We start from the raw sequence: 24,645 nt of genomic DNA, 5'->3' as shown, positions 1-24,645 counted from the left end.
TACGAAACCGAGGTGAACTGAGATGAACAAGAAGCTGATCGCACTCGCTGCCCTCCTCCCGTCCCTGGCACTTGCCGGCTGCGCCGCCGCAGCCCCCGCCAGAAACCCGTCGTTCACTACCGTCGCGCCGACCAAGCCGACACCGACCGCGTCGAACGTTGCGACCCCCGCCGCCGACGGGATCGTCGACACCGTCTACGTCCAGGTCTTCCCCGGCCGCACCTTCAAGTCGGCGCACGGCTGCCGGTGCACCCTCCCGAACTCCCCGCAGGAACTCTTCACGGTCGGAACACCGGTCGTGTTCATGAAGATCACGATGATCGGCGAGTGGAAGCCCTCCCAGGGTGGCCAGACCTACCAGGACGTCACCGGCACCACGCTGAAGGGCACCCAGTTCGACGGCCGTCCCGAGCCGGCGGTCCTAGACACGGCCGATGGGCCGGCGGCAGCGAAGGCGGCTGGTTTGCCTTGGCTCCCATCCGGCCTGTTCGGGAAGAAGTCCGATTGGACGATCCCGAACGATAAGCAGCGTTCCTTCGGCGCCGCTTGGTACCTCCCCGCTGGGGTCGACCGACTGATTCTCACTGTCGACGTGCCCTCCGAAGGACAGCCGCTGCAGTTGGTCGTCCCGCTGCCGACCTCGGCAACGAGCGCTTCGGACGCGAGCGGGGAGTGACCGTCATGGACCTCATCCTCAATCTGCTTCGTCTCCTGCTCATCGTCGGCATCGCGCTGCTCGGGATCCTCGGATCCGGGCTGCTGGCGGCCCGGCGGATGAGCGAGACCACAGAGCCCGAACCATCGACCGACCTCACGGAAAGGAACCAAGAATCATGAACACCCTCAACGAATCCCTCGTGACCGTCCACGCACGCACCATCACCGTGGCGGCCATCCCCAACCCGAGCCCGGACTTCTCTGGTCCCGGCGTCGGAGCGTTGCAGGCGATCGCCAACGTTGTGTTCGCGATCGTGCTGATCTTGGCCATCATCGGTGGGCTGATCGCCGCCGGGTTCATCGTCGTCGGCCACGTCTCCAGCAACGGGCGCGTGCAGAAGGCTGGCATCATCGGCCTGCTCAGCTGCGTCGCCGGCGTCGCCGTGGCCGGCAGTATCGCGGGGCTGATCAACTGGGGCCAGTCGCTCCACGTGGCGTGATCCTCATGATCGACATCGCCGCCGCCCCGCCTGACCCGTTTGCACCGAACTACGGATGCTTCCTCTCCGATTTCGGTTGCCAAGCCTCCCAGACGATCGCGCAGTTCATGGGGTCCACGATCAAGAACCTCGGCGACTTCATCGCCACGATGATCGCCGGGTCCTTCAACACGAACATTGACCAAGGCAGTTGGAACATCGCGCACTCGCAGTTCCTGTTCTGGATCGCCGTCACCGCGCCGGTCATCCTGATCGTCGCGCTCGTCCAGATCGGGATCGCGATGATCTTGCAGGACTGGTCCCGGATCGGCCGCACTGCCGCCGGCGCCGCCCTCGCCATCCCGTTTAGCGCGATTTGCGTGTGGGGGATGCAGAAGGCTTCCGGGATCACCGACGACATCACCAGCAGCCTCACCACCGTCGCCCAAGGCGGCGACCTCGGCAAAGGCCTCCTCCGGGTGGTCGGCCTGCTCGACGTTCCCGGGCAGGCGGCCAACGCGGTCATGCACAGCGCGAAGTTCACCGAGGGCGGCGTCATCTTCACGATGGCGGCCCAAGGCGCGCACGGCCCGGCCGCCGTCGGCGATTACGTCATCGCACTCCTGGTCGTGGGGTTGATGATGATCGCCTCCCTGTTCTTGTTCATCGCTATGTCGATCCGGGAGTTCGGGCTCCTCGCCCTGGCCGCGATGGCCCCGGTCGGGTTGATGATGATTGGCCAACCCAAGCTCACCGCGTGGGCACAACGCTGGATGAACCTCTCCGTCGGCCTGCTGATTGCCAAACCGCTCGCGGCAGGCGTCGTGCTCCTAGCGGTGGAGCTGACGAAGACGTCCGTGAGCATCGGGGTCATTCTCGTCGCGGCCGGCGCGGTGATCGCTGCCTCGTTCAGCCCGTTGTGGGCGACGAAACTCGTCTCCTTCGCGGGAGCCGAGGTCGGCACCGCCCTCCACCATCGCTTCTCCGTCCGGGACCAGTTCTCGCGCGCGAGCACCGCTTCCGCACCCGTCCGCACCGCGGCACGGGTCATCAAGGTTGGGAGATAACTGATGACCACCCTCACCGCCGACCAGATCATCACCGAAGAAGGCGCACCCCGGGTGCGCTTTGCCGCCCGGGAACGCCGCGGGATCTTCCTGGGACTGACCTTCCTGCAGCTGGTTGTGATCGGCGCCGCTGTCGCGATCCTGCTCTCCACCCTCTTCATCGACAGCAACGCCATCTGGGTGATGCTGCCGATCGTCGCCGTCGTCGTGTTCTTTGCCCTCGCCACCTACCGCCGCGAACCGGTCATCGTGATCGTCGCCCAAGCCGTCCGCTACCTGTTGCGGAGTATGGCCGGGCAGACCGTGTTCCGCCGCGACGTCTGGTTCCGGGTCACCGTCGCCTCCCTCAACGTCGGCCACGCCCAGGTCGCTGCGGCGACCCCGGTCGTGACCTCCAAGTTTCTGCTTCCGGGTGCGCTGGGGGATGTGCAGATCGTGCAGATCCCCGGTGCTGGCGGGTTCATCTACAACGCCCGCGGCCGGCTCGCCTCAGTCACCGTCAAGGTGGGGTCGAAGGCGTGGGCGCTGCGCGACAAGGGCACTCAGGAGGCCGCGTACGACGGGTTCGTGGAATGGCTCAGCTCCCTGGAGAATTTGCCCGGCGTCCGGGAAACCACCATCCGGATCCGCGTCGACCGGGCCTCCTCGAACGAGCTCCGCGACTATCTGGTCGTTCGCGAGAACGAGCACGACCCGCAAGTCACCGCAGAGTTGCGCGGCGAGTATTGGGCGTTGACGCAGGCGGCGTCGAAGCGGTCGATGGGGTTTACCAATTACATCACCCTCACCTTCGACACCGCCGCCCTCAACGGCGCCATCCGCGACGCCGGCAAGGGCCTGACCGGGCTCGCCGCTGTGCTCAAGGAGCGGGTGGCGGGGATCGAGACCTCGATGGAGCACGCCCGACTCACGCCCGCAGGCTGGCTGACCTCGGATGAGCTTGACCAGCTGAACGCTCTGTCCGCCGACCCTGTGGCCGCGGCCACACGGCGTGAGCAGGACTCGAGCGTTGTGTCCGCGCCGTCGCCGGTGATGGGGATCGACGAGGGCTGGGATGCGCTGCGGGTGGATGAGTCCTGGCATCAGACGTTCTGGGTTGCCGAATGGCCCCGCACCGACGTCCGTACCGGGTTCCTCGAGCCGCTCCTCTATGCCGGGGACGCGACCCGGGTGATCACCCTGCAGGTGCGGCCGGTGGCGACGCACAAGGCGCTGGCCCAGCTGAATCGGGCCCAGTCCGACATGGAAACCGCCGCCACGATCCGAATGAAGCTGTCTTCCCGTGTACCACTCACCCACCTGCGTGAGGAGGAGGACCTCGCGGTGCGCGAGCACGACCTCGTCGACGGTTTCGGCGACGTTCAGTACCGCGGTTTCGTCACCATCTCCGCCGAATCGAAAGACGCGCTGGCGAAAGCCCGCACGGACATCGAGCAGGCCTCCCACCCGGCACGGCTGGTGCTGGCCTCCATGTCCGGGCAGCAAGCCGCCGGATTCGTCACCGGCGCCCTGCCAGTACCGCTGGAAGGGGAGTGAAACCATGAAGCCGAACACGGTCATCGGCCGCATCCCCGCCAATGAGAAGCCCGGCGCCAACGGCCGTCATGGCCGGAGCGCCGACCCGGAGAAGAGCTCGTCCTGGAAGCTGCAGAGTGCGGAGTTGCCGGCGTCGAAGATGCCGGCGTGGGGGTGGAAGCAGCCGCACAATCTGCGTGGCCCACTGCGCGCCACCCCGCCCGCACACCGATGCAGCTCGAAAGTCCTCGGGGGCGCGTATCCGTTCCTGGCTGAGACCGGGGACATCCTCACCGGTGCGTATATCGGCGAGAACCTGCTCTCCCGGGCGCCGTTCTGCTTCGACCCCTGGGACGCCTATTCTGCCGAGGCCGTCCGCTCGCACTCCGTCGCCATCCTCGGGGTGAAGGGGACGGGCAAGTCGATGCTCGCGAAGTCCTGGTCGTCCCGGCTCGCCCGGCTGGGCCGGAAGGTCGCGGTCCCGCACGACCCGAACGGGGAGTGGGTGCGCGTCGCCGCGTACGTCGGCGGTACCTCCATCTCCGTCGGTCCCGGTAAGGCCGCCCGGATCAACCTGCTCGATGAGGGGCCACGCGACCTGTCGTTTTCGGATGAGGACTGGAACCAGAACGTCCTCCAGTACCGGCGGGCGACGGTGAAGACGATCATCCGCCGCCTCCGCGAAGGCGGGAACCTGGAACCGGTCGAGCACACCGCCCTCGACGTCGCCCTCGACGCACTGCGCGGTCAGTCGACCGTCACCATCACGCACGTCTACAGCCGTCTGGTGGACCCCGATGAGGCGCTGCCGGTTGAGGTTGCGGACGCCGGCCATCGGCTCGCGCACTCGTTGCGCCGGATGGTGTCCGGTGACCTGACCGGGTTCTTCGACGGACCGTCCACCGTCCGCTTTGACGCTGACGCCCCGATGATGGTCGTCGACACCTCCGCACTGAAAGGCGCATCACCGGAAGCGCAGGCACTGGCCCGGCTCGCGACCGCGAACTGGATCCGCCGCTCCAGCCTGGGTGCGAACCGGCAAGCCCGAGTCATCATCCACGAAGAGGCGGCGGTCGAGCTCCTCAACGATGTCTCCGGTGGTGATGGTCTCGCCGACAGGGTCGAGGACGAGAAGGTCGCACGCCACCTTGGCACCTCCAACTGGTACCTGCTGCACCGGGTCGCGGACCTCGATGCATTGGGTGATCGCAACAGCGCTCTGCACTCGCGTGCGCTCGGACTTCTCGCGGACTGCGAGACCCGCATCTCCTACGCGCAGCACTCGGGCGAGATCGCCCGGTCGCGGGAGATCCTGGGCTGGAACGACACCCAAGCCGACCTCGTCCGCAAGCTGCACAAGGGCGAAGGGCTGTGGCAGATCGGGCAGGACCGGGTCGCGAAGGTGCGCAACATCTGCACCGATTATGAACTCGGCATCTTCCGCACCGACGCCATGGGCGGTGAACGAGCATGAGAACTCACGGCTCTTCGTGGACTCAGCTCGCGCTCTACTGTCTCTTCGCCATCGTCGCCGCCGGCGCCCTCACCACCGGCATCGCCAGCGCTACCATCACCGCCACCTGCGGCGCCGGCGGCCAGCCCGGAAGCGTCTTTGCCGGCCTCCAACTGGCCATTGGCGGCGACCCCAGCGGATTCGCACTCGCTGCCGGATGCATGGCACCCGTGACCCTGATCCGAGTCCTCGACATCCTCGCGGTCTTAATTCTTCTGAGCCTCGTGGCGGCGGTTATGGTCTGGTGGCTTCGGTACCGCCAGTCGGATCGGCATTTCATCCACGAACTCCGCGGCCGCGACGGCGTTGCCAAACCTGGCGAGGTCCGCAAACACACCTCCGCCCGCACCGCCCTCCTCCGCGCCAAGAACCTGCGCCCATCGTTGGTGAACCCGGAGCCATCTGCCGCCGGGTGGAAGGTGGGCAGTGCGCACGGGCAGGACGTCTACGTGTCGATCGAGGACTCAATCGTCGTCGAAGGCGCACCACGCTCCGGCAAGGGCTACCGGTTCATCATCAACGCCATCCTCGACTGGGACGGCCCCCTCATCACTACCTCGACCCGCAACGACAACCTTTCCGCCACCATGCGCGAGCGCGCCCGCGTCGGCGAGATCACCGTGTTTGATCCCCAGGAGCTCACCGGTGTCCGCTCGGCGCTGCGGATCTCCCCGGTCGCCGGGTGCGAGGACCCCCTCGTAGCGGACCAGCGCGGGCAGGCGATCATCGCCGGCACCGCCCTTGGTGCGTCGAAGACCAATCAGGAATGGGCGCAAGTGTCCTCCTCGGTGCTCTCCCGCCTGCTCCACGCTGCAGCAGTATCCGAACGTGGCGCCGATGCGTTGGCGCGGTGGGGTTCCAACCCGCGGCTCGCGCGCGAAGCCGTGAGCGTGCTCGCAAGCCAGGGGTCGCCCGGCTGGTCGGAAGACTTGGACGCGATCATCAACGGCGATGAGAAGCTCCTGGCGAACTCCTGGTTCGGCGTCTTCGGCGCGCTCCGCCCTCTCTCCATCCCGTCGATCCGGAAGGCGATGACACCCGGGCCGGGGGAACAGTTCGACCCCGACGCGTTCCTCGCCGGCTCTAACAGCCTCTACCTGGTCGGCACCGGCGCTGGCGCTGGCTCGGTTGGTGGGTTCCTCGGCGCGGTCCTCGACGACATCGTCGAGACCGCACGACGGAAAGCCCTTGCCTCACCCGGGTCGCGGCTGGATCTCCCGCTCGCGCTGATCCTGGACGAGATCGCGAACATGTTCTCCTGGCCCGCACTGCCGCGCATTATGGCGGACGGCGGCGGCATCGGCATCTCCACCATCGTCGTCCTCCAGGCCCTCTCGCAGGCCGAGACCGCCTGGTCGCGGTCCGAGGCCGACACGATCTGGTCGGCCGCCACCGCCAAGCTCCTCCTCGGTGGCGCATCCGACGTCGACCACCTCCGCGACATCGAATCCCTTCTCGGGACCCGGCGGATCCGGAACACCGGGCACTCCTACAACGACAACGGATCGTCCACGAACGTGCAGAACGAAAAGGTCCCGGTCATGACGATCGACGAGATCCGCCGCATGCCCGAGACCGTCGGACTGCTCGCGTATCGCAACCGGCGCGGCATCCTCCTCGACCTGCGCGGCTGGACCGACCGCGACGACGCCCGACAGGTCAGCGACGGGAAGAAGCTCACCGAGCTCGACCAGCAGGCCGTGTTCGCCGAACAGTACCAAGCCGCGCTCGATCGCCGAGGATCAGCGGGAGAGGGAAACTGATGTCCAACCGTCGCCGTCCCGCCCGGGACAACACCTACCGGACCAACTATCTGCACTCTGGAGCCTGGTTCGCCCGCCGCGACTGCTGGTTCCTCGAGGAAGGGTCGCGCAACGGCACCATCCGCTGCGCCCTCTGCCTCGGCGCTGGCAGCGCCCGCAGCCTCGAGCTGCACCACCTCGACTACCGCGGTGTCACCCAAACCCCGCACGGCTGGACCGCCCACGAGCGGCATGAGGACCTGACGGCCCTGCACCCGCGTTGCCATGAGTACGTGCACCAGCTGATCGACCGCGACCGCGCCCTCTCGGGGTTCGTCTCGCGCCGCACCGCTTCCGTCCAAGCGATCGCCCGGCTGCAGGCCAAGATCGCCCACTACATCGAATCCGCACTGGAACAGCAATGACCGACGACACCCCCCTCGAAGACCTCGTCGCCTCACTCGCCGAGCGATGGGAGGACCAGCCTCCTCGGCAAAGTCCCGGCATGCTCGGAATCCGGGTCATCAACTGGCGCACCCTCGACGACGCAGATGCGGCAGAGGTCTGGACCAACTTACGCGGCTGGGTGATCTGGTTCACCCGCCGGTACAACCTCCCCACCCGCAAGATCCCGCCCTGCTGGTACAAACACGGGGCCCTCGTCGAAGAACTCTCCGCCCTCCACACCGCATGGCTCGTCTCGTTCGACAGCCTCGACGCCGGCTACGGACCCATCGGCTGGCACGAGCGCCTCGCGGTCGCCATCCCGCGGCTTGCGTCTTGGTACAACGGCGAATGCCACAACGGGCATACGGAACTCCCACAAGCCGGCGGCAATGCCGTCCCTGCGGAGTGGGCCGACTGGATCCGCCAAAGCCACGCCCATGAGTGAGCGTCGGCGAGGCGATTTGCGCGCGCCCAGCGCGCATTTTCCGACCTCGGACCGGAAGTTCTAGGTGAGAGCGACCCGACCAACGGGGCGCGAAAGGAAAGGAAAAGGAACGATGAGCACTCGAGTCCCGATCAGCATCGAAGGCAACCTCGTCGCCGACCCCGACTACGGCGAATCCCAGAACGGCACCAAGTTCGCCAAGTTCACCGTCGCCGTCACCGACCGCAAGCTCGAAGACGGCAAGTGGGTCGACGGCGACACCCAGTACCACCGCACCACCGTCTTCGGCCGGACCGCCGAGAACGTCCGTGCCAGCCTCGCCAAGGGCGACACCGTCATCGTCAACGGCAACCTCGAGTTCCGCCACTGGACCGACCAGGCTACCGGCGAACCCCGAGCCGCCACAGAAGTCGTCGCCGACAGCGTCGGGCCGTCGCTCCGCTACACGACAGCGGAGGTGACCCGTCGCGGCCCAAAAGCTGACGGCCTGGACGCATCCGCATCCGCGTCCGGGCCGGTCGCAGGTGCGAGCGGCCCGGCGGGCATTGGAATCGCATGACAGGAGGGCGGGCGAGGGTGTAACGATCGACCTCGCCCGCCCTTGCCGCACGGCTTGCTGCCCCACAAGAGGGGACTCGCACCAGCGTTCTGACGACGGTGGTACGCCCTAGGATTTCAGGTGCCCAGATGAGGCAAATAGTGCTTGAGCGGAAATGCGAGCCGCCTACGATAGGGATCAGTTGGTGACTGGAGGGGCTGTGATGACTGTTCGCATCCCCGTGAGCCCGGAGGTGCTCCGATGGGCGGTCGATCGTGCCGGCTGGAGCGAAGAAATTGTCCACGGCCGGTTTCCTCGCTTCGAAGATTGGCTGGCTGCTGATCCGGCGCCGACTCTAAAGCAGTTGCAGTCCTTCGCGAACGCTGCTCACGTTCCTTTCGGTTATCTAATGCTGGAAAGCCCACCGGAGGAAACCGTTCCGATCCCTGATTTTCGAACGCGGGGCGATGAGCATCGGGACGAGCTTTCTACAGATCTTCGAGACACCATTTATGCGTGTCAACGTCGTCAGGCCTGGTACCGCGACTTCGCCATTGCGCACGGTTTCGATCGAGTTCCCCTAGTCGGCTTCGCTGCTATCGGGGACCCTGTTGAGCCCGTAGCCGAACGCATTCGTAACGTAATCGGCTTCGGTCTTGAGCGACGCAGCGCGTTTCGAAGCTGGGAGGCAGCGTTCAGGCAGCTCATCGATCTGATCGAAGAAGCAGGCGTCCTGGTGTCTGTCAACGGCATCGTTGGCGCCGACACGCATCGTGCACTAGATCCGGAAGAGTTCGGCGGCTTTGCACTCGTAGACGACTATGCCCCACTCATCTTCGTCAACGCGGCCGATACGAAAGCGGCTCAGATATTCACGATCGTGCATGAGCTGGCGCATATTGCGGCAGGAGAGTCCGCGCTTTCTGACGCCGGAGTGGCCAGGCCAGATCGCGACGCGCACGAGCGTTGGTGCAATCAAGTCGCTGCCGAGGTTCTAGTTCCCCGCGCGACACTGAAGAACGCATACGCCGGAGAGGCCAGTACCTCTGAATTGGAGCGCTTGGCTGCCCTGTACCGAGTAAGTACTCTCGTGGTTCTTCGCCGGCTCTTCGACGTTGATCTGATCAGTTGGGATGAGTACCGGCCACGGTACCGAGAGGAGCTGGATCGAGTGCGGGAGCTTGCCCGTCGAGTCAAGGATGGGCCGGGCGGGGGAAACTTCTATAAGGTTCAGCCCCTGCGGCTTGGGCGCCGATTTGCGCGTGCGGTCGTCGCAGACGCTCGAAGCGGAGGCACGGCTTATGGGGACGCCTATCGTCTTCTCGGAACGACGAAGCCCGAGACTTTCGGCAAGCTTGCCGATGAATTAGGGGTGGCGTGATGTACCTCCTCGACACCAACGTGTTCATCGAAGCGAAGAATCGGTACTACGCGTTCGATCTAGCACCGGGTTTTTGGGAATGGCTTGAGGCTGACGCGGCGGCAGGCGCGATTGGGAGCATCGACGAGGTGAAGGACGAGCTCACGGACGGCGCGGACGAGCTCGCGCAATGGGTCCGGACCCACCCGGGCATGTTTGCCTCGGCTGACGCTCTCACCGCGGTGAAGCTTGCGGAGCTGTCGAAGTGGGCTAGCTCCGGACAGTTCACCCAGGCAGCGGTCGACGAATTTCTCAGCGTGGCTGACTACTACCTGGTTGCGCATGCAGCGGCTCACGGCCACACGGTTGTAACTCATGAGGGGTACCAGGCTGAGGCAAAGAAGCGGATCCTCATCCCCAACGCGTGCCGTGCTTTGGGAGTTCCGTATTGCAATACGTTCGCCATGCTCCGCTCGCGAGAGGTGCGTCTGAGTCTGGATGCGGCGTAGGCCGTGTTTTAGTGCGAGCGAATGAACAGGGACAGCAGCCACACATAGCCCAAGATGGGCAGGCCAACTAGCGCATCCATTGCAAGCTCAAGTAGCAGCCGCACGCTCCAGTGAGCCCTTGCTCGAAGCGGACGAATTCACACGCCGACCGCGAGCGCCAAGAGTGCCGTCCCGATCAGCACGATGATTCCCAGCACTACGATGCCCACGATCGACCAATCGATCAACCCGGCCACCGCTGCGAAGAAGGCGCCGACCAAAAGCACGATGAATCCCGCCAGCATCTTGCTCGTCACACCGCGCCAGAACTCTTCGCTGCGCGCCCAGCTTCCTACCCAACTACGCGGCTTGCTTTGCTGCTGCTCACCCACAACCCGAGCTTGGCACAGGTTGGTGAGCGCAGGCGTTGAAGCGTGCAGATGGGACTGCGGAACGGTCTGCAAAGAGTTGAGGAGCGATTCTCTAGAATCACGAGCGGTCGTCGCGGGCCTGCAGGACACTGGTGAGATGAACGTTGATCGACCACAACCGCGACAGTGGGGCGCTACCGGACGTGAAGCGGCAGAACTCTGCCGAGAGTGGATGCGCTACCTCGGCGCGGTCGACACAGTGTTGTCGCAGGGGCCAGCAAGCGAAGTCTGTGACTTGTACAGCTCCCGCTGGCTCGCGTGGGTCGCGAGTCGTCGCGGAAATCTCGACGCCGAACTGGTAGAGAGAGCAGCAACCACTTGCGCGAACGACGGACGCCAAGCGTTGGTTTTTGTTGCCGGCGGCGTTTTCCCGACGGTGCAGGACCGCGCGGACGCCCTAGCAGTCGGGTTGCTACGGTTTGACGCGCGTGGCGGCGATCTCGACGGTGCGAATGCTCTAGGCCGCCGTCTAGTCGCAAGCGGTCTTGCTGTGGTGTAGCGGCAACATCACCCCAAACCAGGGCCGTTGGCACTCGTGGGGGATTCACTCGCGACCGTGCCCACGACCTGCCGAGCGGCCCGGTTGAATTCCCTTCGAGCAGCTGCACGCGATTTATCCATGGTCTCCTCTAGGGATCCACGTTGCATGGTTTCGACAAGTTTGGTCCGAGCGGATGCTTCGGTCGGAGCAACAACGACCGCCATGTTGTGCGCCTTGCCCCTCGTCAGCCCAACGTAGAGGCCGGAGGCATCGACGTCGGGGCCAACCACCGATAGGTCCGTCGTTTCACCTTGCACGCCGTAAACGGTCGTTGCATACGCCAGGTGGAGATGCGATCCGGCGTACTCGTGAGTTATCCGTCTGAGATCGGTCGAATCGCTGGCTGCCGCCAGCAGTACATGCCGATCGGTGACGCTCTTCACTACCCAGTTTTGCCGGTTCTGGACGTCCGCCGAGGTATCGTTTCGACGGGTCTGAACGACATCTCCGGCGAAGATTGCCTGGCCGTTCTGGCCAATCGCCAGTTCGCGAGTATCGACTGTCCCAGCCGCAATTCGGTGAGCCTGGATTTCTTCGCTGACAGACTGCGCCTCTGCGTGTGTTGCGGTTACGAGCGCAATCGACCGGTGTGCGTCCGCGGCGCTCAACCAGGCGCCGACCATTGCGTTGCGGGCATCAGCGTCGCTGCTTGCGAGCACCACGTGCCCAGTGCTTATGAGCTCCTGAGCCGTACGCAGCGCCTCTTCCTTGTCATCAGGCCTGCGCAGTCTGAGGCTCAGGTCTCCCCACGTTGGATCCTCGAATCGATGGATCGTCGTGAGCTCAACTTGTCGAGTAGCGCGCCGCCAGAACAGAGCCATCGCGCCGGAGTGACCGACTGGTAGAGCTTGGTGCTGGTCGCCTACAAGGGCAACGCCGGCCCCCGTTCGGCTGACGACATCCAGAAGGGCGCGCGCAGCTTCGAGATCGAGCATCCCAGCTTCGTCGACGACGATTCGGTCGCCGGGGCGAATCGCCATATAGGGTCCCACGTACGTTCGTCCCGTCGTCGGGTCAACGTCACCGATCTTCAAACAAGACCACTCGACAGCGCCAGCTTCGTTGTTGATCCAACGCCAGCCATGATCATGCAGAAGTTGATGAAGGGACGACGATGAGCTCTTCGTTTCGCGACCCGCTACCGCAGACGCCTTCTTCGTCGGTGCGACGATGATCATGGCGCGACCCCGACGGCGGAGCGACGCACCTGCCACCTTGAGCATGGTCGTCTTGCCCGTGCCGGCCGCCCCGGAGATTGTCACGATGCGATCCGAACTTGCGATTGAGGCGGCACCCTCCACCTGTCCCTCATCGAGCGTTCGGTCGGGACCAATAGCCTTCGCGACGTCAGCGATTTCCGCAGCACTAGGCGCCTCGCCGGGCGCCGCGAGCGACTCGGTCAGATGTGCAACGGTGGCCTTGAGAGTTGCGGTGGAGGTCGCCATACGCCTCTTGATGTGTGCAGGAATGTCCGGATCCGACAGCAGCGTCACCGTGTACGTCCGCGCGGCGAGGGAAGTCACTTCGTCCACGATGTCCACGAGGTCGGTCCGGTCCGCGATGACACCAGATGCGGCGATCGCCCGGATCGCCCCGGCTCGGACATCCATGTCGCTGAACCTACCTCCTGTCGCGGTCGACCGTGAGTCGGCATCAACGATCGCCTTGGCCGCAAGCAGCTGCAGGTCGAGGTCCTCGATGGCTACTGACATTGCCGCATTCACGTCCCGCGTTCGGCCGAGCTCCGGATCGATCGCGTGGAGTTCGGACATCACGACGGACGCCCAATCCTCCTCGTTCAGCTGACCCGGCTTGTTCGGCCGGCCCGCTGCCCAAGCCCACTGATCAATCTGAGTCAGAAGGGTGGCGGAAGGCTCCTCGCCGGAATGCTGCTCCTTCCACTGACGCAGATGCGTCGCCTTATTCGCTTCGATCTGCGCAGAGCGCTTCGACAGTGGCCGCACCAGATGCTGTAGTTGCGCGATCTCCCCATCCGAGTTCAGGGTCAAGCCCTTCGCAGCCAGCGCAGCGACCCACGTCGGGTCGGTCCTTGAGGCCAGATCGCCTTCGGCGTTCACGACGTTCTGGAAGCGCAAGGCCACGCGAGTGTCGACGTTCGACCACTTCCCATCGAGCCCTAAGACCTTGACGTTCAGCCAGAGGTGGCGGTGCTTGTGCGGGTCCAGCGAACGCGACCGCTCATGCTGCAACTCGACGACTTCGATGCGAGCCAGATCCTCCCGAATGGCACCTTGCTTCCCTCGGCGGGCGTTGAGCTCGGACTGCCAGAGCTTGATGATCCGACCCCGCAGCCGGTCCTGCAGATCCTCGTACGCGTCCGCCAACTCCGTGTCCAACATCGCCGCGATCGAGAACGACTTCGGTGCATTGATCGTCGCATCCAGAATGAGATCCGCGACCGCAGACTCCAGATCGCGGCCCCGGCGTTCACTGGTGACAGGGTCGACGCCGTCGACCCAATTCTTCAGCTGGGAACGGGTGAGCAGGTCGTCCCGGATGGTGCCATTCTCGACGATGTAACGGGTCATCACCGCGTCCGCGTAGCCGGCCGCGGCTAGGGCGCCGTCGGCAGTCTTGGCCGTCAGGGTCGCGTCGCAGACGCCACCGAAGGCGTAGCGGACCGCCTGCTTGACCCCTTGGGCCGCCTGCCCGCGCTTCCAACGCGCCACTCCACCTCTCACACTTAGAACTTCCGGTTGCGCGCGCATTCTGGCGCGCACGGAGCGCGCACACTCGAAGAGTGCCTACGTGCATTCGCTCTTTTCCTTTGGCTTGTCGTCCCTCTTGTCTGCTCTCGTTTCTGGTCTCGTTCTCTCGTTGGTCTCTTTCGCCTTGGTTCCCTTCGTTGTGGTGTTCCCCCGTTTCTTCGGTCACTTATCATCGGCCTTGTTTGGTTCGGGAGGTTGGTCTTTATGGCTAGACGTTTCCCTCGGGAGTTCCGTGTTCGTGCGATCGAGTTAGTCCGGATCAGCGACCGCCCGTTGTCGCAGGTCGCCCGCGAGCTCGGCATCTCGAACTCCGCGTTGTATCGGTGGGTGGCCGAGGACGACTTCGCGAAAGAGCAGGCGGAGAAAGCCGCCGGGGTGGTGCCGGTGCTCGATGCTGATGAGCAGGCCGAGCTGGTCCGGTTGCGCAGGGAGGTGCGCCGCCTGGAGACGGAGAACGAGATCCTGAAACGCGCGGCAGCGTATTTCGCGAAGGAGAACGTGCTCCCAAAACATCTTTCCGACTGATCGAGCAGCTGACGACCGAGAACCCGAAACGGTTCAAAGTCGCGACGGTCAGCCGGTTGTTAGGGGTCTCCCGCTCCGGCTACTACACCTGGGCCAAGCATCATGTCTCTGCCCGCAAGGCCCGGGATGAGGAGATCGCCGCGGTGATCGGACGACTCCGGTCGGAGAAGGGGGCGTTCTTCCACACCTACGGGTCACCCAGGATGCACGCCGAGCTGCGAATGGGGCACGGGTTCAGGATCGGTCGGAAGCGGGTGGAGCGGATCATGCGCGAGCGCGGCTGGGCTGGCGCGGTCAAACGCAAGTTCCGGTTCCGCGCCAACCCGGCCACCAGCGAAGATAAGGTCAACCGCAACTTCCACGTTCCGGGCCCGAACCGGCTCTGGCTGGGTGACATCACCGAGCACCACACCGCGGAGGGGAAGGTCTACTGCGCCGTCGTCCTGGACGCTTACAGCCGGCTCGCGATCGGCTGGTCGATCGGATCCCGGATGACCGCGGACCTGGTGGTGGATGCGTTGCAGATGGCCCGCTGGAGGCGGTTCGGGGTCCGCGGGGCGATCATGCACTCCGACCATGGTTCCCAATACACCTCCTGGGCCTTCACCTCCCGCGTCCACGAAGCCGGCCTGATCGCCTCCATGGGCAGCGTCGGCGACTGCTACGACAACGCGATGATGGAATCCTTCTGGTCCGGGATGCAGATCGAACTCCTCGACAGCCAACCCTGGGCCACCAGACGGCAACTGGGGACGGCGATGTTCTCCTGGATCGAAGCCTGGTAGAACCCCCGCCGCAGGCACTCCTCCCTGGGCTACCACTCACCGGCCGACTACGAGAAAATCGTCCCGACGACAGTCACCCTGGCTGCCTGAAACGACACATCAAACTGTCCGAAGAACCGGGGGAAGATCACCTTGGTTTCCTTCGTTGCTTCTTGTCTCTTCGTCTCGCCTCTTCTTGTCACGGCCATCTCTCCCGCTCAGCATTTGTCGCCTCTTGCTCCGACCCCGCCTCGCGCCGCTCCCGAGCGTGAAAGAACCCCGACCCACTCAAGATGGGTCGGGGTTCTTTTCGCTCGCTCGTGATTACTGGTCGAGCATCCCCGCGATGCTGTGAACCGCCGCGAGGACGCGGGAGGCCGAGTCGCGAATCACAGTGACATCCTCGTCACTCCATCCGGCGATGTAGCCGATGCTGTACGCGCTGGTATCGAATCCGCACAGACCAGCGACCACGAAGGCGACCGACTCAGCCTCGACCTCCATGCGGCCGCGGTGCTGTCGATACTCCTCGACGCTGTCGATATGGCGGAGCTCAATGTGCGCCGTCTCGTGAATCAGAGTCTTCGCGGACTGCTCGACGCTGATGCCTTCCGCGAGGATCACTCGCAGCGTCTTGGGGTCGGTGTATCCGCTGGCACGGGTCAACGGCTCGCGGCTGATCGTCCATCCTCGGGACTCCAGGTGATCGCTCAGCGGAGCAATCAGGCCGTGGTCTTGGTCGCCTGTGAGTTGCTGCGTGGGATCACTTGGGAGCGGGTCGGCTCCCTCGATCGGGTCGGTCTGCGCGATGTCGAAAACGGACAGAGTCGGGAAGTACCGGACGACACGCCCTTCATCGGACGAGGTGTCATCGTCAGCAGCGGTCTCGGTCTTTTTCTCGCGATACCCGAAGATCTTGATTGACTTCTCACCCTTGCGGACCTGTCGCCCTTTGGCCTGCCATTGCCGGAAACCGGCGACCATGGTCGCGTCCGGTTTCTGCGCGAGGATCAGCAGAAGGTTGTTCAGGCTGTAGTTGTGGAATGAGCGGGCGAACTCAAGGAATGCCCGCCACTGGCCGCTGTCGGCGAGCTGCTGGACCTGCTCCACGATCGACGCGTGCAGTGCCTCCGCCTCTGCCTGTCGGTCCGCCGCGTCTCGGGTGATGGTCGTGTTGCTCATGATTCGCTTGCTCCTTTGTCCACTCGTCTTTCTCGCCGTCCCGGCACGAAGATCAAGAACGGGTGGAGGTCGAGCAGCGACCGACAGGAGCGGTTGCTAAGTGGAGGAGCGCAGCGACGGAGTCTGCAAATAGCGAGGGTCGGGAGCGGAGCAGCCGGAGGCCGTTACGATCGCAGGCCGGAGCGGGGAGAAGACACACATATCGCGCCGACACAGTCGGCTCCGCGCAAAAGGTCCAAACTCAGTTCCGGAAACCCCCATGCGCGTCCGCGCGACTGGCCCATCTGCCGAGTCGCGCTGTTTGCGTATCGGGTGCCATGTCGCGGAGTTATCGTGAACTATGTCGACCAATGGCTCGGTGGAGTGCTCTTGCTGCGGTCGGGAACGGCTCCGGCGCCAGGTTCATGCGCTCGGTGAGCGCCATGACGTGTACGTGTGCCGACGCTGCGGCTTCTGGATTGCCTTCTTCTGGCGCGGAGACCGCACAGACGTCACTGGTTGAGGAGCTCGTCGGATTCCTCAGTGGCGGATCCGTCAGTCGAGCACGGGTGCGACGGTCCCGGCTCCGCCATCGACCGTAACCGTTTGCCCGGTGCGCAACCGTGCGGTTGCGTCGCCCGTGCCCACGACCGCGGGGATGCCGTACTCGCGAGCGATCAGCGACGCATGGGCTGCGAGCGTGCCGCCGTCGGTGACGACGGCCGCAGCGAGCGAGAACAGCTGGGTCCAGGCAGGTGCGGTCGCTTTGGCGACGAGGATGTCCCCGGACCGGAAGTCGGCAAAGTCTTCCGGTCCGGTGACGACCCGAACCGTGCCCGTTGCCCGTCCGACGCTGGCGGGGTGGCCAACGATGACGCCGTCAGGAAGAGGCGTCGCGCCTCGGGCTCGATTGACTGCGCGGGCGATGGGGTCCCCGATCAGTCGCGGTGGCGTGCCGAGTGTGAGCGGCGCATCTAGGCGTCGTTGCCTCTCCCAGCCGGCGAGTCGGCGGACCGCGTGCTCGTGGTGATCGGTAGTCGGGTCGCGGAGTTCGTTGTGGGTGAGGAAGAAGTCATCGTCAGGGTCCGCGATCGCTCGGGCAGTTGTCAGTTCATGACCGATGTGCTGAGCGCATTGGCGCAGCAGGGGCCAGCCGAGCGTGAGGTCGCGGGTTTGTTCCTCGCGGAGGATCGCGTATCGCTGCGCCACTTCGACGAGCGCGTCGAACCTGACCACGAGGCGCGGACGGTCACTCAGTGCTGCCCGTGCGGCGGCTTCGACATCGGATCGCTTCTGCGGGAGGGCATCGATTCGTGCGCGGTCATCGGGTGCCCTTTCTGGCGCCGTCGTCTGAGGGGACGAGTGTTCTCCGGCTGTCGGGAAGTACCAGTCCAACGAGTAGACCGCATGAGCGGGAGGGGTGGTTTCGGTTCGCGTGAGGCCGCGCAGCAACGCTTCGGCGCCCGCTTCGCCGGCTGCGGTCCCGTCGAGGCGTGAAGCCAGGTGTTTCGACCAGAATGTGGAGAGCGCGCCCTCCATCTTCCAGGCGGACCCTCCTACGACCGCGAGCCACCAGAGGTACTGGCCGGCGAGTGAACAGATGTGGTCGACAAGCTCCTCCGCTTCGCTCACGGTCGTGGGAGCTGGGGCCGCTTCCACGAAAGCTCGATAGGTCGGAAGGATCCGCTCACGCCAGTCGGCCTCCATGCCCCGCAGGGTCGCGTGATCGGCCGCGGGAGGGTTGCTCGAGACCCGCGCGAGCACGTTGTAGAGGAACCATGGCGCGCGCCCCCGGCTCTCGATTAGGACGTGCCAGAGCGTGGGCGCTGATGGTGTCGGGGTCGTGTTGTAGTACCAGCCATTCACGGTGGCGTAGGGGAACGGGACTTTCACTCGTGCTGATGCCCACATTCCTGCGAGGTATCCCGCTTCCAGACGCGGAATGATCCATTCGGCGAACAGTGGAGTCATTGCTTCGGGGAGCCATTCGCCGAGACGGAAGTTCCTGGACCACAGTCCCGGTCCGGGCGGGTCCAGTCGACCGGTTCGGGAAGCGCCGTCATCGGTCGGGCCTGGATGAGGAACAGCCGGCCCCCATCATCGATGGCCCACTCGATGTCTTGCGGTGAGCCGAAAACCCCTTCCGCCTGATACGCGAGCTCCGCAACCGCAATCGCCTCGGCGGGGCTGAGGACATCTTGGTTCTGCGCGCGGTGGGCGTGGCCGTGCTTCACGATCCATTGCTCGGCGGTCGCCTCTCCGGAGACAAGCGGTTCAGCTAGGCCGCGGACAGCGCTGACCACTGCCTCGTCTCTGGTCCCCGTCAACGGGTTCGCGGAGAAGGCGACTCCCGCTGCGACCGGGGCAACCATCGTTTGAACGAGAACCGCCATCGGCGATCGGGCCACAGGGGACCGCCGTGATTCGTACGCGGAAACCCGCTCGGTTGCAGCTGAGGCGAAGACACTCCGAATCGCCTTCGCGAGATCGGGGATCTCCACGTCGAGCAGGGTCTCGTACAGACCGGCATAGGACGCGTCGGCGAGGTCTTCGGCGGACCCGGATGAACGCACCGCGAAGCGGCCGTTTCCGAGGTGTGCAGCAGCGCCCGCGACGGCTTCATCGAAGCGCCGGCCGAGCTCCGCTAACGCGTCGTCAGTGATGACGAATCCCTGGGGCACCCGAAATCCGGCCGCTGCGGCGACCGCGAGGTTGGCGGCTTTGCTTCCCCAGAGCGTCCGGTCAGCAGCGGCGTCGGACAGCTCAGGAAGTGCTCGTTGTTCATCCAACTGAATCACCACCAATACGTAGCGACACTACATGTAGCAGTGCTACTATAAGTCTCGCCGGGACGGAACACCAGCGCGTTCTCTTCGCCCCGTCGCTACGCCGGAGGTGGTGGGGTCGTGAGATCTGAAGCTCTCAAAGGGCACCTGGACGGGCTTCTCCTCGCGGTGCTCGAGAACGAACCGCGCCACGGGTACGCCATCATCGAAGCGTTGCGTGCCGGCAGTGGGGGAACGTTCGACTTGCCGACCGGCACCGTCTATCCGGCGCTCCACCGGCTGGAGCGAGCCGGCCTCGTGGGCAGCCACTGGCATGTCATCGGAGGCAGACGACGCCGGGAATACGAGCTCACCGCCTCCGGTCGGCGCGCGCTCCGCGACGAACGGGCGGGCTGGGCGGAATTCGCAGATGCCGTCACTGCCCTCCTCCACGGGAGTCGTCCGTCGGAGGGCGCATCATGAGACGGACTCTCGGCGCTCGCGCGGAGTCATGCGAACAGAGCGACGTCATCGAGGCGTATGTGGCTGAGCTGCGTTCCTATCTGCGTGGACCCGCCATGGTCAAGTCGCGGGTGGTCGAGGAGATCGCCGTCGATCTCGAATCGGCGATCGGAAAGTTCAGGAGGCTTGGCCTTGATGCCTCGGAAGCCGCCGCGGCGGCCGTTGCGGAGATGGGGCAGGCGAAGGAAGTCGCGGAAGGCTTCGCTGATGAGCTCGCGATCGCGGAAGCGCGTGCAACGCTCCGGTCGCTACTGATCACCGGACCGTTGGTCGGCTTCTGGTGGTTGATGCTTCTGGCGCCTGCCGGCTGGATGTCGCAGCCTGGTGAGCTGATCGCGGCCATCCCGATCCTGCCCGCTGTGGCAATGGCCCGTCGCAGCCGGCGTTCTCACGCTCGCCACGACAGGATCGCTCATTCGTTGGCTAGCAGCGTCACCACCGCGACGCGCGATTCTCGCCGCTGCATCCGTGGGGACGGTCTGCGTCGCGGCCGATCTGCTCGTTCTCACAACCTTAACCGTGCGACTGGCGAGCGGATCCGGGGGATCAATCGCGGTGGGACTCGTCGCTATGGCCGCCATTGCTAGCCTTGTGCGTCTGCCTTTTGCGGTCTGGGCGACGTCACGCTGCCTGTGCACGCGATCACTCCTCCCGCCGGTTCGACCTTTGACGACCTGAGCGTCAGCCCGCCGGCGAAACGAAAATGTCGAGCGGGATCTCTCACCCGCGGGTTGTCACTGGTGACCTGTGGTTGCGGTGTTTGAGCACGGCGCGGACGATGAGCGGAGTCCCGACGATCGCGGGAAGGAACCAGAACGACCAGGTGGGTAGGAGGCGCCAAACGGGGAGTTGGGGTCCGTTGTCGACGTAGAAGGCAGTGAGCATGGCTACGTACGAAATACCCATAGCGATGATGTGGGGTGCATCCCCTGGCCGGTGGAGCCGCCGATAAGCGAAGCCATACGTGGCGGCGGCGGCCGCGACCGCTCCGGCCGCAACGAGGGGTGCGTCGGTCGGCCAGCGGAATGCCGACATCGCGCAGGCGGTCGTGAAGACGACCAGGATCGCACCGAAGTAGAAGCGCCCGGCGACAATGTGCCGGCCTGAGCCTTTGCGGCTGAACATCGCGATGAGTCCCGTGACGATCGCAACCAGCGCGGTCGTGACGTGGATTCCGAGCAGCACCAGGAAGGCGAGGGAGAGCGACGCGACGTCGAGTCCGAGTAGGGGGGCCATGTGCACGAGCGCGTCTCCCTTCGTCGCGCTCAGGCTAGACCTGGAGGCGGTGTCCTCGGGCTACGCCTTCCGTCGCTCGATGAGGATGGTGTCTCGCCATTGCCCCGCCCACGGCCCGTAGGTCATGAACGCGATGCGTTCACGGTGGCCGACTTGGCGGAAACCGGCGCGGTCGTGGAGGTGGAGGCTGGCAGTGTTCTCACGGAAGATGCTGGACTGGATGGTCCAGATGTCGGCGGCGTCGCAAGCCGTGATGAGTGCGTCCAGGAGTTGTCGTCCGAGTCCGCGACCGCGTGCGCGGTCGGCGACGTAGACCGAGTGCTCGACGACGCCGCGGTACACCTCCCGGCTCGACACGGGCGACACCGCCGCCCAGCCCGCCAATCCGTCGTCGTCAACCGCCACCAATCGGCCGACCGTCAGCTTTCCGGCGTCGAAGTGCTCCCAGGTCGGTGGAGCGGACTCGAAGGTGGCGTTGCCTGTGGCGATGCCCTCCGCGTAGATGCGCTCGACTTCCGGCCAATCCTCCGGCCTGAGCGCCCGGATGGTCATGCCGCCGCGGTAGCCAGGAGTGCGGAGACGCGGTCGAGGCTACCCGGGACGAGCTTGTAGTACGCCCAGGTACCCCGCTTGGAACGGGTGAGGTAACCGGCGTCCATCAGGATCTTGAGGTGGTGGGAGACCGTCGGCTGGCTGAGGCCGATCGGTTCGGTGAGGTCGCAGACGCAGGCTTCGTCGCCGTCGGAGGCGGCCACGATCGAGAGCAGCCGCAGCCGGGTGGGATCGCTGAGCGCCTTGAACGCGACGGCCATCGCTTCGGCGTCCGCGAGTGAGAGCACGTCCTTGGTGACCGGTGTGCAACAGGCACCGACAGGGGTGATGGGGAGTGCTTCCAGGGTGCTCATGGATCCATCCTAGCGACAATATTGACAAACTTCGATGGATGGGTGCAGGATCAACGCATCGAAGAACATCAATGGAGGATGAGATGACTCTGGTCGACCTGACCACCCCCGCCGCGCGCAGCAGCCGTCTCGACGGGCTGCCTGTCGCGATCATCGGCGCCGGCCCGATCGGACTGGCCGCGGCAGCGAACCTCGTCGAACGTGGCATCGACTTCGTCGTCTACGAAATCGGCGCCGACGCTGGAGCGAGTATCCAGAAGTGGGCGCACATCAGGTTCTTCTCGCCGTGGCGGCACCTGGTCGACCCGGCTTCTCGCCGCCTTCTGGAAGCCACCGGGTGGACCGCTCCGGAGGCCACGGGGCTGCCGACGGGCGGCGAGTTCGTCACCGCGTATCTCGAGCCGCTTTCGAAGCTGGACGCGATCGCCTCCCGCATCCGCTACGGCGTCGCCGTGGACGCGGTCAGCCGGGAGGGCATGGACCGCACACGCAGCGCCGGCCGCGCCGACACCCCGTTCCTGCTGCGCATCACCGACGCCGACGGCGTCCAGGAGGTCACCGCCAGTGCCGTCATCGACGCCTCTGGCACCTACCTCACCCCGAACAGCCTGGCCTCCTCCGGTCTCGACCCGCTCGGGCTCTCAGCGGTCGCCGAGCATGTCTCGCACGCGCTCCCGGATGCGGTCGGCCGTGAGCGCGACCGGTTCGCGGGCAAGCGCGTCACCGTCGTCGGCGCCGGGCACTCGGCCGCGAACACGCTGCTGAACCTCGCCGCGCTGAAGCGAGAGGTACCGGAGACGCAGATCACCTGGCTGATCCGCAACGCCAGCGCCATCCGGGTCACGACCTCCGAGGATGACGAACTGATCGCCCGCACCGCGATCGGCAAGCGCGTCGACCGGCTGATCGCCACCGGCGCGATCCAGCAGCTCGACCGGTTCGAGATCCTCCGCCTGGCTCCCATCGACGGCGGTGTCCGGCTGATCGGGCAGCGCGCCGGCGAGCTGGTCGAGCATGACACCCACGTGGTCGTCAACGCGACCGGGTTCCGCCCGAACCTGGACATGCTGCGCGAGATCCGGCTGGAGCTCGATGACATCGTGGAGGCGCCGGCTCGGCTGGCGCCGCTGATCGACCCGAACGTCCATTCGTGCGGCACGGTCGAGCCGCACGGGTTCGCCGAGCTGCGGCAGCCGGAGCCGAACTTCTTCCTGGCCGGGATGAAGTCCTACGGCCGCGCCCCGACGTTCCTGCTCGCCACCGGATACGAGCAGGTCCGCTCGATCACCGCCTACCTCGCCGGCGACATCGCCTCCGCGACGAACGTTCAACTGGTGCTGCCCGCCACGGGCGTGTGCTCCACCGGGACGTCCGGGTCGTCCTGCTGCTCCTGATCTCACTCCGGCACCGCGTGCGCATAGACTTGCGTCTATGGGTGGGGTGCCGGAACCGGACGCGCTGCGCAGCTTGAAGCGAATCAGCGATCCCACGCGGGCGCGCATCCTCCGACTCCTGCTCGACGCCCGCGACGGACGCGGCTCGGTCACCCGCCTCGCCGAGAAACTCGGGCTGCGGCAGCCGACCGTCTCCCATCACCTGAAGCTGCTACGCGAGGAGGGCCTGGTCGAGCGCACCCAGGAGGGCCGCACCGCCTGGTACACGATCACGGCGGATCAGCTAGACAGGGTCGCCGAACTCGTCCGCCACGAACGACCCGCCGAAGACGGCGCAGCGACGGATCGGATCATCGAGGACCTCGCCCTCCGCTACCGCGGCGTCCTGTCCCGGGAGAGCGTCGAGCAGTACGTCCAGGACAGCTACGACCGCCTCGACGGCCGCAAGAACCGGGCATCGCTGACCAGCGCGTTCGCCGTCTCCCGCCTCGACGCCCTCCTCCGATCCACCGGCGAGCGGGCCGGGGTGCCCGAGGTGCTGTTCGTGTGCGTGCAGAACGCCGGCCGCTCCCAGCTCGCGTCGGCGATCCTTCGGCAGCTCGCCGGCGACCGGGTCCGCGTCCGTACCGCCGGTTCCGAACCCGCTGACGCGGTCCGCTCGACGATCGTGACCGTGCTGGATGAGGTCGGCACCCCGCTCGGTGGTGAGTTCCCCAAGCCGTTGACCGACGAGGCGGTTCGGGCTGCGGACTACGTGATCACGATGGGTTGCGGCGACGCCTGCCCGATCTACCCGGGTCGCGAGTACCTGGACTGGGACGTCCCCGACCCCGTCGGCCAGCCCCTCGCCGCAGTTCGCGCGATCCGCGACGACATCGAGGAACGCGTCCGCGGCCTCCTGACCCGGATCGATGCTGAACGGCTCGTGAACACCCCGGCGACCGACTAGCAAAACCATAGACGTGCATCTATGCTTTCTGTACGAGAGAAAGCGAGCCCCGCCATGTCTGACACCAAGCCCACCGTCCTCTTCGTCTGCATCCACAACGCCGGCCGCTCCCAGATGGCCGCCGGGTACATGCGCGAACTCTCCGGAGGCCGCGTCGACGTCCTCTCCGCCGGCTCCGAGCCGAAAGACCAGATCAACCCGGTCGCGATCCAGGTCATGGCCGAGGAGGGCATCGACATCGCGGGCGAGCAGCCGAAGATCCTCACCACCGAGGCCGTCAAGGAGTCCGACGTGGTGATCACGATGGGCTGCGGCGACACCTGCCCGATCTTCCCCGGTAAGCGCTACGAGGATTGGGACCTCACCGACCCGGCCGGCCGCCCGGTCGAGGAGGTCCGCCCGATCCGCGACGATATCAAGCAGCGCGTCGAGAACCTGCTCGCCGAGCTCCTTCCCGCGGCGGTGTGAGACC

General features: G+C 65.5%; 27 protein-coding genes. 19 read left to right on the top strand and 8 right to left on the bottom strand.

Going from position 1 to position 24,645, the window contains the following annotated elements; translation table 11 throughout:
* Positions 1-22 precede the first annotated feature (22 nt).
* The 12 genes from P5G59_RS11300 (at position 23) to P5G59_RS11245 (ending at position 10,272) form a co-directional block, all read left to right on the top strand.
* Positions 23-676, top strand: a complete 654-nt coding sequence (locus P5G59_RS11300; RefSeq protein ID WP_175338682.1) for a hypothetical protein — start codon at positions 23-25, stop codon at positions 674-676.
* A gap of 5 nt (positions 677-681) precedes the next feature.
* Positions 682-837 (top strand): hypothetical protein, encoded by a 156-nt coding sequence (locus tag P5G59_RS11295; protein ID WP_175338683.1) that lies wholly within the window; start codon positions 682-684, stop codon positions 835-837.
* Positions 834-1,157 carry a hypothetical protein gene (locus P5G59_RS11290; protein ID WP_175338684.1) on the top strand — a complete coding sequence of 108 codons (324 nt, stop codon included), beginning with the start codon at positions 834-836 and terminating at the stop codon, positions 1,155-1,157. The genes P5G59_RS11295 and P5G59_RS11290 overlap by 4 nt, the downstream gene beginning before the upstream one ends.
* A 5-nt stretch (positions 1,158-1,162) precedes the next feature.
* Positions 1,163-2,203 carry a hypothetical protein gene (locus P5G59_RS11285; protein ID WP_175338685.1) on the top strand — a complete coding sequence of 347 codons (1,041 nt, stop codon included), beginning with the start codon at positions 1,163-1,165 and terminating at the stop codon, positions 2,201-2,203.
* A gap of 3 nt (positions 2,204-2,206) precedes the next feature.
* On the top strand, positions 2,207-3,739 hold the full coding sequence (locus P5G59_RS11280) for an SCO6880 family protein (protein WP_301218938.1): 1,533 nt from the start codon (positions 2,207-2,209) through the stop codon (positions 3,737-3,739).
* A gap of 124 nt (positions 3,740-3,863) precedes the next feature.
* Complete coding sequence (locus P5G59_RS11275; RefSeq protein ID WP_301218936.1) at positions 3,864-5,192, top strand: P-loop NTPase family protein; 1,329 nt, start codon at positions 3,864-3,866, stop codon at positions 5,190-5,192.
* On the top strand, positions 5,189-6,994 hold the full coding sequence (locus P5G59_RS11270) for a type IV secretory system conjugative DNA transfer family protein (RefSeq protein ID WP_301218934.1): 1,806 nt from the start codon (positions 5,189-5,191) through the stop codon (positions 6,992-6,994). Before P5G59_RS11275 ends, P5G59_RS11270 begins: the two co-directional genes overlap by 4 nt.
* Positions 6,994-7,398 carry a hypothetical protein gene (locus P5G59_RS11265; protein ID WP_301218932.1) on the top strand — a complete coding sequence of 135 codons (405 nt, stop codon included), beginning with the start codon at positions 6,994-6,996 and terminating at the stop codon, positions 7,396-7,398. The genes P5G59_RS11270 and P5G59_RS11265 overlap by 1 nt, the downstream gene beginning before the upstream one ends.
* Positions 7,395-7,865, top strand: a complete 471-nt coding sequence (locus tag P5G59_RS11260) for a hypothetical protein (protein ID WP_175338868.1) — start codon at positions 7,395-7,397, stop codon at positions 7,863-7,865. Before P5G59_RS11265 ends, P5G59_RS11260 begins: the two co-directional genes overlap by 4 nt.
* A 112-nt stretch (positions 7,866-7,977) precedes the next feature.
* Positions 7,978-8,424, top strand: a complete 447-nt coding sequence (locus P5G59_RS11255; RefSeq protein WP_175338869.1) for a single-stranded DNA-binding protein — start codon at positions 7,978-7,980, stop codon at positions 8,422-8,424.
* A 202-nt stretch (positions 8,425-8,626) separates the two neighbouring features.
* Positions 8,627-9,784, top strand: a complete 1,158-nt coding sequence (locus P5G59_RS11250) for an ImmA/IrrE family metallo-endopeptidase (RefSeq protein WP_175338870.1) — start codon at positions 8,627-8,629, stop codon at positions 9,782-9,784.
* Positions 9,784-10,272 (top strand): DUF4411 family protein, encoded by a 489-nt coding sequence (locus tag P5G59_RS11245; protein WP_175338871.1) that lies wholly within the window; start codon positions 9,784-9,786, stop codon positions 10,270-10,272. Before P5G59_RS11250 ends, P5G59_RS11245 begins: the two co-directional genes overlap by 1 nt.
* 137 nt (positions 10,273-10,409) lie before the next feature.
* Here P5G59_RS11245 and P5G59_RS11240 read toward each other — a convergent pair whose 3' ends face one another.
* On the bottom strand, positions 10,410-10,643 hold the full coding sequence (locus P5G59_RS11240) for a hypothetical protein (protein WP_175338872.1): 234 nt from the start codon (positions 10,641-10,643) through the stop codon (positions 10,410-10,412).
* Between the two features lie 546 nt (positions 10,644-11,189).
* Positions 11,190-13,913: an AAA family ATPase gene (locus P5G59_RS11235; protein ID WP_301218928.1), complete on the bottom strand. Its 2,724-nt coding sequence runs from the start codon at positions 13,911-13,913 to the stop codon at positions 11,190-11,192.
* Positions 13,914-14,156: 243 nt separating this feature from the next.
* On the opposite strand from P5G59_RS11235, the gene P5G59_RS11230 reads away from it, so the two are divergent.
* A complete protein-coding gene (locus P5G59_RS11230) occupies positions 14,157-14,477 on the top strand; it encodes a transposase (protein WP_175338873.1) in 321 nt (106 codons plus the stop codon).
* The gene (locus P5G59_RS11225) at positions 14,474-15,262 is read left to right on the top strand and encodes an IS3 family transposase (protein WP_175338921.1); all 789 of its coding nucleotides are present in this window, start codon (positions 14,474-14,476) and stop codon (positions 15,260-15,262) included. The genes P5G59_RS11230 and P5G59_RS11225 overlap by 4 nt, the downstream gene beginning before the upstream one ends.
* Before the next feature lie 303 nt (positions 15,263-15,565).
* On the opposite strand, the gene P5G59_RS11220 is transcribed toward P5G59_RS11225, so the two are convergent.
* The 3 genes from P5G59_RS11220 to P5G59_RS11210 all read right to left on the bottom strand — a co-directional run bounded on the left by P5G59_RS11220 (position 15,566) and on the right by P5G59_RS11210 (position 19,203).
* A complete protein-coding gene (locus tag P5G59_RS11220) occupies positions 15,566-16,423 on the bottom strand; it encodes an ArdC family protein (protein WP_175338874.1) in 858 nt (285 codons plus the stop codon).
* Positions 16,424-16,957: 534 nt separating this feature from the next.
* On the bottom strand, positions 16,958-18,109 hold the full coding sequence (locus tag P5G59_RS11215) for a PEP-utilizing enzyme (protein WP_301218925.1): 1,152 nt from the start codon (positions 18,107-18,109) through the stop codon (positions 16,958-16,960).
* A gap of 260 nt (positions 18,110-18,369) precedes the next feature.
* Complete coding sequence (locus P5G59_RS11210) at positions 18,370-19,203, bottom strand: PEP/pyruvate-binding domain-containing protein (RefSeq protein ID WP_301219611.1); 834 nt, start codon at positions 19,201-19,203, stop codon at positions 18,370-18,372.
* A gap of 105 nt (positions 19,204-19,308) precedes the next feature.
* Between P5G59_RS11210 and P5G59_RS11205 the strand changes: the two genes are divergently transcribed.
* Entirely contained in the window at positions 19,309-19,650 is a 342-nt protein-coding gene (locus P5G59_RS11205) for a PadR family transcriptional regulator (RefSeq protein ID WP_175338877.1), read from the top strand.
* Positions 19,647-20,276, top strand: coding sequence for a hypothetical protein (locus P5G59_RS11200; RefSeq protein WP_175338878.1), 630 nt, complete (start codon positions 19,647-19,649; stop codon positions 20,274-20,276). Before P5G59_RS11205 ends, P5G59_RS11200 begins: the two co-directional genes overlap by 4 nt.
* A 133-nt stretch (positions 20,277-20,409) precedes the next feature.
* Here the strand turns inward: P5G59_RS11200 and P5G59_RS11195 are convergent, their stop codons facing one another.
* Genes P5G59_RS11195 through P5G59_RS11185 form a run of 3 tightly spaced genes read right to left on the bottom strand, consistent with a single transcriptional unit; the run spans position 20,410 to position 21,830 of the window.
* On the bottom strand, positions 20,410-20,925 hold the full coding sequence (locus tag P5G59_RS11195; protein ID WP_175338879.1) for a DUF2306 domain-containing protein: 516 nt from the start codon (positions 20,923-20,925) through the stop codon (positions 20,410-20,412).
* A gap of 60 nt (positions 20,926-20,985) precedes the next feature.
* The gene (locus P5G59_RS11190; RefSeq protein ID WP_175338880.1) at positions 20,986-21,477 is read right to left on the bottom strand and encodes a GNAT family N-acetyltransferase; all 492 of its coding nucleotides are present in this window, start codon (positions 21,475-21,477) and stop codon (positions 20,986-20,988) included.
* A complete protein-coding gene (locus P5G59_RS11185; protein WP_175338881.1) occupies positions 21,474-21,830 on the bottom strand; it encodes an ArsR/SmtB family transcription factor in 357 nt (118 codons plus the stop codon). Before P5G59_RS11185 ends, P5G59_RS11190 begins: the two co-directional genes overlap by 4 nt.
* A gap of 83 nt (positions 21,831-21,913) precedes the next feature.
* Between P5G59_RS11185 and P5G59_RS11180 the strand changes: the two genes are divergently transcribed.
* The 3 genes from P5G59_RS11180 to P5G59_RS11170 are packed head-to-tail and all read left to right on the top strand — an operon-like array spanning position 21,914 to position 24,641.
* Complete coding sequence (locus P5G59_RS11180; protein ID WP_175338882.1) at positions 21,914-23,224, top strand: NAD(P)-binding domain-containing protein; 1,311 nt, start codon at positions 21,914-21,916, stop codon at positions 23,222-23,224.
* Positions 23,225-23,261: 37 nt separating this feature from the next.
* Positions 23,262-24,173, top strand: a complete 912-nt coding sequence (locus tag P5G59_RS11175; RefSeq protein WP_175338883.1) for a metalloregulator ArsR/SmtB family transcription factor — start codon at positions 23,262-23,264, stop codon at positions 24,171-24,173.
* Positions 24,174-24,227: 54 nt separating this feature from the next.
* The gene (locus P5G59_RS11170) at positions 24,228-24,641 is read left to right on the top strand and encodes an arsenate reductase ArsC (RefSeq protein ID WP_175338884.1); all 414 of its coding nucleotides are present in this window, start codon (positions 24,228-24,230) and stop codon (positions 24,639-24,641) included.
* The last annotated feature ends 4 nt before the right edge of the window (positions 24,642-24,645 follow it).

The sequence above is a fragment of the Leifsonia virtsii genome, assembly GCF_030433675.1.
Lineage (GTDB): Bacteria > Actinomycetota > Actinomycetes > Actinomycetales > Microbacteriaceae > Leifsonia > Leifsonia virtsii.
The sequence above is the reverse complement of the archived record's forward strand: the minus strand, read 5'-3'. Positions and strand labels throughout refer to the sequence as shown.

Coding starts and splice junctions, on each gene's coding strand:
- P5G59_RS11175 (WP_175338883.1), top strand. CDS start 23,262: ATGGGTGGGGTGCCGGAACCGGACGCGCTGCGCAGCTTGAAGCGAATC.
- P5G59_RS11250 (WP_175338870.1), top strand. CDS start 8,627: ATGACTGTTCGCATCCCCGTGAGCCCGGAGGTGCTCCGATGGGCGGTC.
- P5G59_RS11300 (WP_175338682.1), top strand. CDS start 23: ATGAACAAGAAGCTGATCGCACTCGCTGCCCTCCTCCCGTCCCTGGCA.
- P5G59_RS11280 (WP_301218938.1), top strand. CDS start 2,207: ATGACCACCCTCACCGCCGACCAGATCATCACCGAAGAAGGCGCACCC.
- P5G59_RS11170 (WP_175338884.1), top strand. CDS start 24,228: ATGTCTGACACCAAGCCCACCGTCCTCTTCGTCTGCATCCACAACGCC.
- P5G59_RS11190 (WP_175338880.1), bottom strand. CDS start 21,477: ATGACCATCCGGGCGCTCAGGCCGGAGGATTGGCCGGAAGTCGAGCGC.
- P5G59_RS11285 (WP_175338685.1), top strand. CDS start 1,163: ATGATCGACATCGCCGCCGCCCCGCCTGACCCGTTTGCACCGAACTAC.
- P5G59_RS11245 (WP_175338871.1), top strand. CDS start 9,784: ATGTACCTCCTCGACACCAACGTGTTCATCGAAGCGAAGAATCGGTAC.
- P5G59_RS11295 (WP_175338683.1), top strand. CDS start 682: ATGGACCTCATCCTCAATCTGCTTCGTCTCCTGCTCATCGTCGGCATC.
- P5G59_RS11265 (WP_301218932.1), top strand. CDS start 6,994: ATGTCCAACCGTCGCCGTCCCGCCCGGGACAACACCTACCGGACCAAC.
- P5G59_RS11290 (WP_175338684.1), top strand. CDS start 834: ATGAACACCCTCAACGAATCCCTCGTGACCGTCCACGCACGCACCATC.
- P5G59_RS11260 (WP_175338868.1), top strand. CDS start 7,395: ATGACCGACGACACCCCCCTCGAAGACCTCGTCGCCTCACTCGCCGAG.
- P5G59_RS11200 (WP_175338878.1), top strand. CDS start 19,647: ATGAGACGGACTCTCGGCGCTCGCGCGGAGTCATGCGAACAGAGCGAC.
- P5G59_RS11255 (WP_175338869.1), top strand. CDS start 7,978: ATGAGCACTCGAGTCCCGATCAGCATCGAAGGCAACCTCGTCGCCGAC.
- P5G59_RS11215 (WP_301218925.1), bottom strand. CDS start 18,109: ATGGAGGCCGACTGGCGTGAGCGGATCCTTCCGACCTATCGAGCTTTC.
- P5G59_RS11230 (WP_175338873.1), top strand. CDS start 14,157: ATGGCTAGACGTTTCCCTCGGGAGTTCCGTGTTCGTGCGATCGAGTTA.
- P5G59_RS11220 (WP_175338874.1), bottom strand. CDS start 16,423: ATGAGCAACACGACCATCACCCGAGACGCGGCGGACCGACAGGCAGAG.
- P5G59_RS11180 (WP_175338882.1), top strand. CDS start 21,914: ATGACTCTGGTCGACCTGACCACCCCCGCCGCGCGCAGCAGCCGTCTC.
- P5G59_RS11270 (WP_301218934.1), top strand. CDS start 5,189: ATGAGAACTCACGGCTCTTCGTGGACTCAGCTCGCGCTCTACTGTCTC.
- P5G59_RS11195 (WP_175338879.1), bottom strand. CDS start 20,925: ATGGCCCCCCTACTCGGACTCGACGTCGCGTCGCTCTCCCTCGCCTTC.
- P5G59_RS11185 (WP_175338881.1), bottom strand. CDS start 21,830: ATGAGCACCCTGGAAGCACTCCCCATCACCCCTGTCGGTGCCTGTTGC.